Here is a 13,220-nt window from a genome sequence, read left to right on the forward strand (position 1 = left end):
CTGATAGCTGGCGATGCGCTGGGGCTTACTTTTTCTTCCAGTAGGCGAATTCGGTTTCGTAGCAGACCGTCTCGATTTCAGCGATCTTGTCCTGCATGGCCGACTGGGCGTCGAGGATGGCCTGGTTGTAGACGGACGGGCCGATTTCGCGTACGCAGAAATCGAGCAGCAATCTGGCCTTTAATTCGCCCACGTCTTCATCGAAATTTTCGGCGCAATAGCGCTGGATCGAGATCAGCAAACGTTGTTCCACTTCCTGCTGCAATTTAATCGCCATTTTTTATATTCTTCACAAGATAATCGTCGATGCTGCATCGCATCAAACTACAGGCTATCATAACCATAGCCACAGATTTCGTACTGTCGTATTGCGCAAACGCAAATTTCCTCCACCTTGTAACAAGCTCATGAATTGTTCAGCGCAGGGGACAACAGCACGATTAGAAATAACTTTCAACCAACTCGAATCACCGCTAGAATATTCATATTGCGTTGCATCATAAACAGCGTCTAATAAATCGAAGTACGCCAGACACTTTACAAAACGCGGCCGGCTCTGGTTTTCGGGATGTGCAGAGCGTTTTGCCAGCATTTTAATCCGTACAAAGGAGTAAATATGTTTTCGCTTCCAGAACAGTTTTCACTCGCCGCAAAATCGCAACTGGAAAATCAGCTGCAGATCTTTAGCACGCTGACCAGCAAAGTCTTCGAAAGCGCTGAAAAAATCATCGCCCTGAACATCAATACCGGCAAGGCGGCCATTTCGCAAACCACCGAAACAGCCCACCACCTGCTGGAAACGCAGGACCCGCGCGATTTCTTCAGCTATAGCACCAGCCAGGCGCAGCCGCAGATCGAAAGCGTGCTGGCCTATAGCCGCCAGCTGTTCGGCATCGCTTCGAGCACCCAGGCCGACTTGCTGGCCGCAGCCAAGGCCAAGCTTGATCAGGAAGCTCCAGCCCCTGCAGCAAAGCCGGCAGCGGCACCTGCACCGGCCCCAGTCGCTACCAAGCCTGCTCCTGCGCCAGTACCAGTGCCAACGGCGGCGCCGGAAGTCAAGCCAGCACCAGCGGTAGCCAAGCCGGCGCCGGTGGAAGCGGCCAAGCCTCTCGTCAAAGCAGCCCCTGTTCCTACCCCGGCAGCCAAAGCCGCCGTTGCCAAACCGATACCCAAGCCGGTAGCCAAAGCCACCGCACCAGTCGCCAAACCCGCTGCAGCCCCAGTCCCGGCACCAGCCAAGGCCGCGCCAGTGGTGGCCAAACCGGCCGCCAAACCCGTCGCCAAGGCCAGCGCAAAACCCGCCGCTAAAGAGGCCACCAAGCCGGTCGTCAAGGCCGCGCCACCGAAGCAACTCGATATGCTGAGTGGCAAAGGCAGCCCACGCAAGTAAAAGTAACTCCTACGCCTTACCCTGCGTGCACAAAATAACGGGCTACAGCCCGTTTTTTGCGTTGCCCTTATCGTCCTGCTGCCAGCGGGTTTGTCTGCCTTGTTGTATCCTACGCGTACTTTCTGTGCGCGTGCCCCTCCTTCCGCCCCGCGACACCCCATCATCAAATTAAAAGGTAATACATGAGTTTATCGAGGCTTATCGCCGGCTTCGTGCGCCAGCATTGGCCGTCGTATGCCGCCGCCGCCGTCATGCTGACGTGCGTGGCCGCACTGACCGTCTGGGTACCGCGCCGCGTCGGCACCATCATCGATGCGCTGGCCGGCCACCGCCTGGCCCCGGGCGACCTGTGGCTGGAGCTGCTGTCCCTGCTCGCCGCCGGTGTCTGCATTTATTTCCTGCGCGTGGGCTGGCGCATCACCCTGTTCAAGGCTGCCTACCAGCTGGGCGTGATGCTGCGCACGCGTTTTTACACGCGCATGTCGCAGCAGGGCGCCGCCTTTTACCAGGGCCAGCGCACGGGCGACCTGATGGCGCTGGCCACCAATGATATCGACGCCATCGAGATGGCGGCTGGCGAAGCGATGCTGGCCGGCTTCGATGGCACCTTGACCCTGCTGATGGTGCTGGGCATCATGCTCTTGGGCGTGGACTGGCGCCTGGCCTGCATCGCCCTGCTGCCGTTTCCGCTGATGGGACTGGCCTTCTGGCGCATTTCCAGCCATATCCACACGGCCTCCACCGATTCGCTGAAACGCTTTGCCGCCCTGAACGACCATGTGCAGGAATCGCTGTCGGGCGTGCGCACCCTGCGCGCGCTGGGCCTGGAACAGCGCAGCAGCAAGCAGTTTTCCACATTGGCTGGCCACGCCGCCAACGCCAGCCTGACGGCGCAGCGCTGGGAAGCAGCGTACGAACCAGCTGTCGGTCTGACCCTGACGGCCGCCACCGCCTTGACCCTGGGCCTGGGTGGCTATCTGGTATGGCAAAACCAGCTGACCATCGGTTCGCTGACCAGCTTTTCCATGTATCTGGGCCAGCTGATCTGGCCCATGTTCGCCGCTGGCTGGGTGCTGTCGCTGATCGAGCGCGGCCGCGCCGCCTGGCAGCGCTTGCACCCGATGCTGGATGCGCCGCTGGCGATCGACGACCACGGCACCATCGCCCCCTTGAAGCCCGGCCCCTTGCAACTGGCGGACATCGGCTTTTCCTACGCAGGCCAGACCACGCCCGCGCTGTCGCATATCTCGCTGCAGCTGCAGCCGGGCCAGACCCTGGGCCTGGTCGGGCCGACCGGCAGCGGCAAGTCCACCCTGCTGCGCGTGCTGCTGCGCCAGGTCACGCCGCAAACGGGCGCAGCCACCTGGAATGGCCAGCCACTCGATGCCTACACCCTGCATGCGCTGCGCGCGGCGATCAGCTGGGTGCCGCAGGAATCGTTCCTGTTCTCGGCCACCATCGCCGATAACATCGCGCTGGCCCGCCCGGAAGCGACGCAGCAGGAAATCGAACGGGCGGCGCAACTGGCCGACATCCATGCCGATATTTTGCAATTCCCCGATGGCTACCTGACGCATGTGGGCGAAAAAGGCATCACCTTGTCAGGCGGGCAGCGCCAGCGCGTCGCCATCGCGCGCGCTTTGCTGGCCGACAACGGCTTGCTGCTATTGGATGATGCCTTGTCGGCGGTCGATACGGGCACCGAAACGCGCATCCTGCAGCACCTGGAAGAACTGCGTTTGCGCCGCCCCGAGCGCAGCGCCATCATCGCCAGCCACCGCCTGAGCGCCGTCGTCAATGCAGACCTGATCCTGGTCCTGCGCGATGGCCACATCACTGAAACCGGCAGCCACGACAGCCTCCTGGAGCAGGATGGCTGGTATGCCAGCCAGTGGCGCTACCAACAACTGGAGGCCAGCCTCGATGCCATCTGAGAAGTCCATACCAAAAACCGTGCACGCCGATACTGAAAAACAGCCGGTGCACCGCCAGGCCCTGCAGGCAATCGGCCTGCTGCGCCGCGCCGCCGCGCCCGACCTGGGCCACCTGAAATGGGCTACCTTCTGGCTGATCATCGCCGCCGGCCTGGAAGTGACGGGACCTATCCTGGGCAAGGCCCTGATCGACCAGCACCTGCTGCCGCGCCACCTCGACTGGACACGCATGTCCCTGCTGCTGGCCGGCTGTTTGCTCACGGGCTGGGCTGCCAGCGGCCTGCGCTATCTGCAACTGGTGCGCCTGTCGGGACTGGCCATGCGTTCCGTGCAGCGGCTGCGCGAGACGGTGTACCAGCACGTGCTGCGTTTGCCGATGAGTTTCTTTGACCGCGCCATCACGGGCCAGCTGGTCAGCCGTGTCACCAACGATACCGAAGCGGTCAAGTCGCTCTACGTGCAGGTGCTGTTCGTCATCCTCGACAGTTCCATCGTCCTGATCGGCACCATGGCCGCCATGGCCTGGATGGACTGGCGGCTGATGCTGATCGTGCTGGCCCTGCTGCCGGCCGTGCTGGTGATCGTATTCCTGTACCAGCGCTGGAGCGCGCCGGCCGTGACGCGCACGCGCGCGCTGCGCAGCGAAATCAATGGCCAGATCGCCGAATCCATAGGCGGCATGAGCGTGCTGCAGGCGAACAATGCGGAACGCCGCTTCGGCGCGCGTTTTACCGGCATCAACCAGGACCATTACACGGCCCGCCTGCAGGAATTGCGCGCCAACGCCTGGCTGCTGCGCCCCGCGCTCGACATGCTCAATATCGTGCTGCTGGCGGTGGTCATTTTCAGCTTCGGCCGGCGCGACATCGGCGCGGTGGAAGTGGGCGTGCTGTATGCCTTCATCAGCTACATCGCGCGCGTGATCGAGCCGCTGATCCAGATCACCATGCAATTTAGCCAGCTGCAGCAATCGGTGGTGGCCACCGCCCGCGTCTCGGCCCTGCTCGACGAAGCGCAGGCGCTGGAACACGCGCAGGGCAAGCCTGAGCCAGCCGCGCGCCATGGCGCCAACGACGGCAAGTCGCCAGCCGTGGCGATTTCGCACCTGACGTTTGCGTATGTCGAAAACCAGCCGGTGCTGCACGACCTGTCGCTGGACATTCCACAAGGCGCGTTCTTCGGCATCGTCGGCCACACGGGCAGCGGCAAGTCGACCCTGCTGTCCTTGCTGCTACGCTTTTACCCTGTCAAGCAGGGCACGATCGCCGTCAATGGCATCGCGCTCGACAGCATCGCCAACGAGCATTTCCGCGCCGACGTGGGACTGGTGCCGCAAGACCCCTTCCTGCTGGCCGCCTCGGCGCGCGAAAACATCGACATGGGCCGCGGCTACACGCAGGCGCAGATCGAGGCAGCCGCGCGCGCTGCGCATGCGCACGACTTCATCGCGGCGCTGGAGCACGGCTACGACACGCCTCTGGGCGAAGGCGGTTCGCGTTTATCGTCGGGGCAGAAGCAGCTGATCGCGATTGCCCGCGCGCTGGCCGGCCAGCCGCGCATCCTGCTGCTCGATGAAGCGACCTCGCGCATCGATAGCCAGACCGAGCAGATCGTGCAGACGGCACTCGATGAATTGCGCGGCAAGGTCACCATCATCGCCATCGCCCACCGCTTGTCGACCATCCGCGACGCCGACCGCATCATCGTGCTCAACCATGGCCGCATCACGGAAGCGGGACCGCATGAAGAACTGATGCAAATCGACGGCGGCCTGTACCAGCGTTTGTACCTGTTACAACAGCTGGCCCAGTAAAACTGCCCCTGTCAACACCCCCAGTGTGTATTTTTGCAAAAAACTGCACACGGCATGATATTTCTTGATTGCAACGGAATATAATCTTTGCAGACAAGAGTGCTTACAACGCCTGATAAAACTGACACGCAGCAGGTTTTGGCAGGCGTTCTTCATGGGACGGTACGTTGGCAGGCAAACAGAAGATAGCGTTGCAAGTGCAGTGGCTGCTGGCCTTGGCCTGTCTGTGGCCAGTGCATGCCGGCGCCCAGGAAGACCTGGAGCAGCGCCTGCTGGACGTGCGCGAAGATGGCCGCTTCGTGCCCGACCGCGCCCTGCAGCACTTGCAAGAGATGGAAACCCAGGCGCGCAGCGCGCCGTTGCCCGTGCGCGCCGAATTCCTTACCCAGCTGAGCAATGCCCGCATGCGCCTGGGGCAAAACGACATCGCCATGCAGCTGGCCGAGGAATTGATCGCCTACGCCAAAACCAACCATGACGACGTGGCGCGGGCCAAGGGCTTGCTCAACAAGGCCTATATCAAGTTCGCCATGAACGAGCGCCACGTTTCGCACCAATTGGCCTTCGAAGCGGAAAAAATCGCCAACCAGACCAATAACCTGTCCGTGCGCGTACAGGCGATGATCGGTGCAGGCCAGTCCTGGGCCGAGGAAGGCAATTTCCCGCTGGCCCTGGCCAAGCTGCAGGCAGCCGTCGACCTGGCGCGCCAGAGCGACTCAGAATGGGACCTGGCCGCATCGCTCAATGCACTGGCGGTGCTGTACCGGCAAATGCGCGAATACGGCAAGGGTTTCCAGGCGCTCGATGAATTGCTGGTCCTCACCAGCAAACTGGGATCGCCGGGCCGCATGGCGCAAGCAAAAAATACGGAATACGGCCTGGCGCTGGACGCGAAACAAGCGATGCGAGGCCAGCGCGCGCTGCTCGATGCGCTGGCGCTGGAACGCAAGCTCGATGCCAAGGGCATGCTGGCGCCCACGCTGGTCAACCTGTCGGACAGCTATCTGAAACAGGGTGATTACCAGCAGGCCCAGCGCTACGGCAATGAAGCCATCAAGGCGGCACAACTGGTCAACAATGGCTTGATCGAAGCAGCGGCGCACGTCAACATCGGCCAGGCGCAGATCGGCCTGGGGCGCCTGGCCGAGGGCAAACGCAGCGTGGAAGCGGGGCTGGCATATTACGAACGCACGGCCAACCAGCCCGACATGCAGGAAATCTTGCTGGAATACGGCCAGACCCTGGAAAAAGCTGGCGACATGCGCGGCGCCGTGGCAGCCTATCACCGCGAACGGGACATCTCGAACCAGCTATTTGAAAAGCAGCGGCAAAAAGCCGTGTATGAACTGCAAGAAAAATACGAGGCGGAAAAGAAACAGCGCCAGATCGAGTTACTGAGCCGCGAAAACCAGGTCAAAAGCGCCGAGATCGACAACCGCCGCCTGCAGCAGCGCATCTGGTGGCTGCTGGCGCTGGTGCTGGCGATGGCGTCCGTCATCGTCGGCATGCTGTACCGCAAGGTGCGCCATGCGAACGTGCAGCTGAACGTGAAGAACCAGGAACTCAAGCGCCAAAGCTCGCGCGACCCGCTGACGGCCTTGTACAACCGCCGCCACTTCCAGGAATTCATGCGCCAGCACGGCAGCCATGCGGGCAAACTGGCGCCGCGCCAGACCATGGCCGATACGGACGCCGAAATCGTGGGCGCCCTGTTCCTGCTCGACGTCGACCATTTCAAGCAGATCAACGACCACTATGGCCATGCGGCGGGCGACCTGGTGCTGACCACCATTGCCGAAACCCTGCATGACGTGCTGCGTGAAACGGACATGATCGTGCGCTGGGGCGGCGAAGAATTCCTGGCCTTCTTGCCGGCCGTGACGCGCGGCGGCCTCGATGACATCGCGCTGCGCATCCTCAACGGCGTGGCCGCGCAAACCGTGCACTACCAAGGGCAAGCGATCAGCGTGCACGTCTCGGTCGGCTTTGCACCGTATCCGCTGGCGCCGCTGGGGCAGCCCCTCTCGTGGGAGCGCAGCGTCAACCTGGTCGACATGGCGCTCTACCTGGCCAAGGCGCATGGACGCAACCGCGCCTATGGCTTGCGCAGCTTCCAACGCATGGAAGGCACGACCATGGAAGTGGTCGAACAAGACCTGGAACGCGCCTGGCGCGACGGTTATGTCGACTTGAGCGTGGTGCTCGGCGGGCAGGATGAGATGCTGGCCAGAACATCGGCGGCATCGACAGGGATACTGGGCGGCAACACCGCATCGGATACGGCAGCAGCGGCGTGAAAAAGGCCGGACTGGCCGGCCTTTCTTCTCAGCCAAACGCCAGCTGAATTATTTGTGGGCGGCGTCCTGGATTTTTTCGCCTGCTTTTTCCACTTTCTGACCGACGGCATCGGCTGCCTCGTTCATTTTCTTGTTCGCGTCGGCAGTCACCTGATCGATTTTGGCGCCCGTATCCGAGGCGGCCTGGCTCACGGCGGCGTCAGCCTTGGCGGCGGCATCCTTGATATCGCTGTTGGCTTGGGCAGCGGCGGCATCGATTTTCTGGCCAGCCTGTTCAGCCGGGCCCGGAGCGGACACGTCTTCTTTTTTCTGACAGGCCGCCAGCGCCACCACCATCATGCCGGCAGCGCAGAGTGCCATCAGGTTTTTGCTTGCTTTCATGATATTCCCTTTCATTGTTATCAAAACGAACAGCTCAGACTGCAATATACACGGGGAAATTCTTTTCAAGCGTACGCTAACGCACATAAGCACACGGTTTATGGCGGCTTTTAATGGCTGGCTGCCGCCGGCGCCGCATCGAGCAGCGAATGCTCCAGCAATTGGGACAGCGACGTACGCAGCGCCTGCGTGCGCGCCGCCAGCTCCGGCCGCTTGTAGCGTTCGGCCGCGATCAGATTGCTTTCCAGGCAGACCCGGTCCGACTTCGCCAGGCAGGCGTCGGCCGCATCGAGCTTGCGGCTGGCCTGCGCCACCTTGATTTTCGCATCGAGTTCCAGCGTATCGGCATCATCGCCATGGCGCTTGACATAGGCGGCCAGGCGCGTGGCCGCCACGTCCCAAGTACCCGCGTCAAACGCCTGATTGACCGCTGCCAGCGCCGTCGCCCCATCCTGCTCGCGCCGCTGTTTCTTGTCACAGGCGGCGCTGGAACTGTTGATGCTGGACTGCAACTGCTTGATCTGCGCGGCCGGCGCCCTGGCGCTTTTCAGCGTGGCCAGCGCACTGCGTGCACCGTCCAGGTCGCACTGCGCAGCCAGCGCCGTGGCCGCCGCTACCTGCTGCGCCACACTGGCTGGCTGGTCGGACGGCTTGTTGTATAGCCAGATGCCCAGCAGCGCCAGCGCCGCAACGATCCAGGTGCGCAGCCGTATCGGCGGACGCGGCGGCGGCACGGAACGGGCCGCCTTGGCCGGCTTCGCCGCTGCCGGTGGCGGCTTGGCTGCTTGTGGAGCAGGAATGGACGGCGGCACCGGCTTCGGCAGCGGCGCCGGTCCCGGTGCATGAACCGGCGCCGGGATAGGCGTTACCGTCACAGGCGGCGGCTTGATTATCTGTACCGGCGCAGGCTCGGCCTTCGTCTCGGCCACGGCAGCTTGCCGCGTACCGCAAAACGGACAATACACCACGCGCAGCGGCAATGCCTGGCCACAAGCGACCTTGATACAACGTTCATTTACTTGTTCAAACACATTCCAACCCTGGTGACTACCTTTACTGCCCATGCCACCATGGCATGCGCGCTGTCCGCCCCCGCTGGTGCAGACAGCGCGTATCTTAACGCTCTGCCTTCACCAACCCGAGGGCCCGTTCTTTTTCCAATATTACCTCACGATCACGGTTCAGCAGTTTTGCACGCGCCAGCCACTTCGCTGCGGCACCGAGATCGTTCGATGCGGCGCTTTTTTCCGCCAGCTTGATGTAGTGATCGACGATCTTGCTTGCCAGCCCTTTGACCTCTTCGCCACGGTATTGGCCATCCGGGTCGATCTGCCGGATCTGGTCAAGCGATGCCTTGGCGGAACTTTCCGGTGGGTCCGTGTATTGCGCTTTTTCCACATACAGCGCAGCACGGCGCAACTGGTCATCGATCTCGGCGCGGTCGTTCTCATTGAGCCTGACCGCCTTCGTATCGGCTGGCCGCACTTCCTTGGCCTGTACCGGGATAGCCGCGCTTTCTTCCTTTGCCGCTGAAGGACGCGTCGCAAAGAAGATACCGGCGCCCGCCACGGCGACCGCGACCAGCACCAGCCCCATTTGCGAACTGAGCCATTTCTTGGTGTCGGTAGAGCGCGATGCGCCGTTGGCCTTGCAAAAACTGGCCACATACTCTTCCGCCACACGCGGATCGAGGCCGACCTTCTTGCCTGGCGCCGGCGTCACCACTTTATTCAGTGCAAGGCGCTCTTCTTTCTGATCGAGCTTTTTGTCGTTGTCGGTAAACTGATGCAGCAAGCGATCCAGCTCTTCCACCAGCGCGCGTTCGGAAACAGCCGAATATTCATCGAGCTGTTCACGGATAATCAACTCGATCTCGCGGCTCACAATACTGCGGCTAGCGCCTTCTTCCTTGATGCGCCGCTCTTCATCGCGGTCCAGATAAAAATCATCGTCCACGGCAACCGCTACGCGATTTTTCAACCATTCTTGATCAGCTTGATTCATTTCTTCCCCAGTTAAAAAGATAAAGATTGACCGGCCCAGGCCAGATCGGAATTGCATACTTTTTTATCTACGCGGTTACAGGACTTTCCAGCCCCACAGCCCGGAGCGTTCCCTTACCGAATTTCTTCTGCAAAAATCTGTGATAAACCTCTCCGCAATCGCGGGATCCATGCCTTTCTTCACACCTGGCCGCGCTTTGCAGACAGTCTGTAAAGCATCGATACGCTCCTTTTTATCGATTTTCTTTTCCGCATCGGTACAAACATGGAGTAAAGCGTCTAATTCATCGAGCAAAGCCTGTTCATTAACGGCGTGTAAGCGCTCCAATGCCATCGATAAAATCGCATGCACCCGCCGCGCATCCAGTCCCAACATGCTCTGGCCCCGGCGCAGTAACTTGGCAAAGGTCGCGCCATCGCAATATGCGTTGGAAATGTGATCGGCAATATCACGATGAAAACTACTCAAGCTATCTTCGGAGACAGGCTCCGCTAAGGCTGCGGAGAGCTTTTTCGGCGCGCGCTCCGGCCGCCTGGTATCAAGAATATAAGGCGTCAAGGTCGGCTCCTGCTTCATTGGCAATACGGGAGGAACCGTGATTTTCACCGTCATGGTTGTTTGTCTCGCACCACAAAAGGGGCAAAATTTGACGATGCATGGCAATACCAACAGGCATTCGGACTCCTGGCACTGATATTCAATTTCCTGATTCACAAAGACACCTTGATATACGCATGCATGCCAACTTCCAAAAAACAATAGGACACGATTTAAATATTGCGAACAAACACTTTAAATTATCATTCGAATAATAACTCATCTCTGCTTGACTAGTATTTTTTATCTTGATCCTAGAAATTTCGCTGCCTTTCATCAGCGATTTAATCGATGAATTTATCTCTGCAGATTGCAAAGCAACGGGAACACTGCATTTGATCTCGATCAAACGCCCCAAGACAGCGCGTCCTAAGCTGAATCACCGCAGCACACGCGGCGGCGCAGACGAGGAGGATGCCATGTCAGCCCACCTGATCATTGAAGACGGCCAGCCCTGGTGGTGGGATAGCGCCGATATCTGGGTCGTGCCCGGCAACGATCCGAATGGTCCGCCCGGCGCGCCCGTGGCCGGCAGCAGCAATTACCTATGGGGCCGCGTGCACAACACGGGCAGTAGCGCGTCCAATGGCGTGCGCGTGGATTTTTACTGGGCCGATCCCTCCGGGCTGATCGCCGTTGGCGCCGCCACCGCGATCGGTTCCGCGTTTGCCGACCTGGCGCCCGGCGCCACGCAGGAAGTGCTGTGCCTGGTGCCCTGGTTCCCCGTCATCGTCAATGGCGGCCACGAATGCCTGCTGGCCGTGGCCCATGGGGCGGGCGATATCAATCCCTTGCCCGAGCCGCTGCCGAACGGCTTTCTGTTCCAGCCCCAGCAGCATGAACAGATCGCCCAGCGCAATGTCCAGGTGGTGCAGGCGGCGCGGCGCGCGCAGATGCTGTCCATCACGGTTGCTGCCCTGGCCCGCCAGGCCAGAAAAGTGGAATTGCACCTGGAGCGCGGCGGCGAATTGGCGGCACGTTTGCTGGCCACGCTGGGGCTGGAAAAATGGCAGCCGGCAAAAGAGGCGTCCATCAGCGCAGGTTTGAGCCACGAACCCCACTGCAATGACGGCACGGCGGAAGAACAGACACTGGCGCTCGACGTGCCGCGCGGCCAGGCCGTGGCCGTCTACCTGAGCCTGCGTGCCAACAAGCTGCCGCCCTATCAATATGCGCTGCTGCGCGTACTGGAAACACAGGATGGCAAGGTCATGGGCGGTAATACTTACCTGATCGTCGGCAGCGAGGACGGTCGTGAGGAGCAAACATCATGAGCGACACGCCCATGCAAGTCTTGACGCGGCCGTTCGCGATCGAGCCCGTCACCAATATCATGCTGCCCGATGGCGTGTTCGACAACGCCATCTACGGCTTGCGCATCGCCGCCCACGTAACGAATATGTCGGGCAGCGCACTGAACAATGTGACCGTCTACCTGGAAAGCGTGGGCGACCCCGGCATCGTCCCCGTGGCGCGCACCTTCTTTTTTGCCAGCGTGCCGGCCGGCGCCGCCATGCTGGTCATGTGGGATGCCGACTTCCAGCACGCCGCACCGGGCAAGCGCCTGGTCAGCTTTGTCGCCAAGGCCGATGGCTACACGGCGCGCCGCTCGATCCAGCAAATCTTCGTCTCGCAGACGCGTTTTAGCAGCGCCACCAACACCTACACTTGCACGGTCGAGGAAGGCACCCTGGAACTGTCCAAGCCGCAAGGCCACCTGCCCGGCAAGCGCTGGGGCAGCACGGGCGCTGGCGGCGAGGGCAGCGACAAGGATTGCCGCTGTCCGCCGCAATGGGGACCAATTGTGCCCACCGGCATGACCCTCGTCTGGACGCCGAATCCCGCCTATGCGGGAACTCACGGGGAACTGCCATTTTCCGATCCCTGGTGGAAGATACTGGCCATCATCATCGCCCTGATCGCCGCGCTGGTGGCCATCATTGCAGCAGCCCTGGGCGCAGGCAAAGCCAGTTTCAGCGTGGGCGGCACGTTTGAGGAAACCGACCCCAGCGTGCATTGCTGCACACCCAAGGGCGCAGCGTCGGGAAAGCCCGAATTCACGGTGGCGGGCGTGGCCTCGGCCATCGCCTCGGGCGCCATCGTGGCGGCCTGCTCCGACGTGGCCGACCCGTTCTGGCGCGGCCAGGAAGCCACGCCGCCCGCCCCCGGCGAACTGACCCTGGGCGAAAGAGTGGTGGCGCAATGGGTGTTGCCCGAAGCGCCGAATGCAGGCCAGCCCTATACGGCCGACATCCGCTGGCAATACGACCGTTTCACGACCGGCGCCAGTTACCACCATGCCGTGAGCGAAACGCAAGTCAATGTGCATGTGGCTGGCCCGGTGGAAACGGATACGCCCGACGTGGTGCAGGCGTTCGAACCGCTGTGGGTACGCACCAGCTTCCGGCGCGACAATGGCGACCTCTTCCGTGGCAACGAACTGTATGCCTTCGTGCTGTTCCAGGCGCCGCAGGGCCTGTATTTCGTGGAAACACTGACCGATGACGGCCTGGCCTACGATCCCAGCGCCAATGATGGCGTGTATGCGGCCAGCCTGAATCTGAAACTGGCGTATCGGCAGTTGCTGCAATATGGGCAAGATGTGTATGGCACCTGGCGCGTGTTCGTGTTCGCGCAAGATGTCAACCTGACCAAGCCGGGCACGCCGCCGGAAATCGCCGCCCAGCATATCGGCGGCATGTTCATCGCCAGCGCCATCGAGATCACTTTCGACGACAGCCTGCCGTGCCCGCTCAAGGCGCAGGCCAGCATCCTGGTGGTGTAGGAAAGGTAAGGAAGAAAAA

Annotated in this window: 11 protein-coding genes; 6 read left to right on the forward strand and 5 right to left on the reverse strand. The window is 61.2% G+C overall.

All coding sequences use genetic code 11. The features are described from left to right. Positions 1-25: 25 nt before the first annotated feature. Positions 26-277 carry a DUF2164 domain-containing protein gene (locus HDE75_RS07410; RefSeq protein WP_183675518.1) on the reverse strand — a complete coding sequence of 84 codons (252 nt, stop codon included), beginning with the start codon at positions 275-277 and terminating at the stop codon, positions 26-28. A gap of 339 nt (positions 278-616) precedes the next feature. Here HDE75_RS07410 and HDE75_RS07415 point away from each other — a divergent pair, with 339 nt between their 5' ends. The 4 genes from HDE75_RS07415 to HDE75_RS07430 all read left to right on the forward strand — a co-directional run bounded on the left by HDE75_RS07415 (position 617) and on the right by HDE75_RS07430 (position 7,434). Then, entirely contained in the window at positions 617-1,390 is a 774-nt protein-coding gene (locus HDE75_RS07415; protein ID WP_183675516.1) for a phasin family protein, read from the forward strand. A 182-nt stretch (positions 1,391-1,572) separates the two neighbouring features. Beyond that, positions 1,573-3,324 (forward strand): ABC transporter transmembrane domain-containing protein, encoded by a 1,752-nt coding sequence (locus HDE75_RS07420; protein ID WP_183675514.1) that lies wholly within the window; start codon positions 1,573-1,575, stop codon positions 3,322-3,324. Beyond that, entirely contained in the window at positions 3,314-5,137 is a 1,824-nt protein-coding gene (locus HDE75_RS07425; protein WP_260178633.1) for an ABC transporter ATP-binding protein, read from the forward strand. The genes HDE75_RS07420 and HDE75_RS07425 overlap by 11 nt, the downstream gene beginning before the upstream one ends. A 167-nt stretch (positions 5,138-5,304) precedes the next feature. Beyond that, positions 5,305-7,434, forward strand: a complete 2,130-nt coding sequence (locus HDE75_RS07430; RefSeq protein WP_260173794.1) for a tetratricopeptide repeat-containing diguanylate cyclase — start codon at positions 5,305-5,307, stop codon at positions 7,432-7,434. A 48-nt stretch (positions 7,435-7,482) separates the two neighbouring features. Here HDE75_RS07430 and HDE75_RS07435 read toward each other — a convergent pair whose 3' ends face one another. The 4 genes from HDE75_RS07435 to HDE75_RS07450 all read right to left on the reverse strand — a co-directional run bounded on the left by HDE75_RS07435 (position 7,483) and on the right by HDE75_RS07450 (position 10,431). Beyond that, positions 7,483-7,815 carry a hypothetical protein gene (locus tag HDE75_RS07435; protein WP_183675512.1) on the reverse strand — a complete coding sequence of 111 codons (333 nt, stop codon included), beginning with the start codon at positions 7,813-7,815 and terminating at the stop codon, positions 7,483-7,485. A 110-nt stretch (positions 7,816-7,925) separates the two neighbouring features. Beyond that, a complete protein-coding gene (locus HDE75_RS07440) occupies positions 7,926-8,846 on the reverse strand; it encodes a hypothetical protein (RefSeq protein ID WP_183675510.1) in 921 nt (306 codons plus the stop codon). Positions 8,847-8,931: 85 nt separating this feature from the next. Then, positions 8,932-9,819: a hypothetical protein gene (locus tag HDE75_RS07445; protein WP_183675508.1), complete on the reverse strand. Its 888-nt coding sequence runs from the start codon at positions 9,817-9,819 to the stop codon at positions 8,932-8,934. A 75-nt stretch (positions 9,820-9,894) separates the two neighbouring features. Beyond that, positions 9,895-10,431: a hypothetical protein gene (locus tag HDE75_RS07450; RefSeq protein ID WP_183675506.1), complete on the reverse strand. Its 537-nt coding sequence runs from the start codon at positions 10,429-10,431 to the stop codon at positions 9,895-9,897. 404 nt (positions 10,432-10,835) lie between these two features. On the opposite strand from HDE75_RS07450, the gene HDE75_RS07455 reads away from it, so the two are divergent. Both HDE75_RS07455 and HDE75_RS07460 read left to right on the forward strand, forming a co-directional pair. Further along, positions 10,836-11,690 carry a hypothetical protein gene (locus tag HDE75_RS07455; RefSeq protein ID WP_183675504.1) on the forward strand — a complete coding sequence of 285 codons (855 nt, stop codon included), beginning with the start codon at positions 10,836-10,838 and terminating at the stop codon, positions 11,688-11,690. Next, the gene (locus HDE75_RS07460; RefSeq protein ID WP_183675502.1) at positions 11,687-13,201 is read left to right on the forward strand and encodes a choice-of-anchor X domain-containing protein; all 1,515 of its coding nucleotides are present in this window, start codon (positions 11,687-11,689) and stop codon (positions 13,199-13,201) included. Before HDE75_RS07455 ends, HDE75_RS07460 begins: the two co-directional genes overlap by 4 nt. The last annotated feature ends 19 nt before the right edge of the window (positions 13,202-13,220 follow it).

Source organism: Janthinobacterium silvisoli (assembly GCF_014200725.1).
Classification (GTDB): domain Bacteria; phylum Pseudomonadota; class Gammaproteobacteria; order Burkholderiales; family Burkholderiaceae_D; genus Janthinobacterium.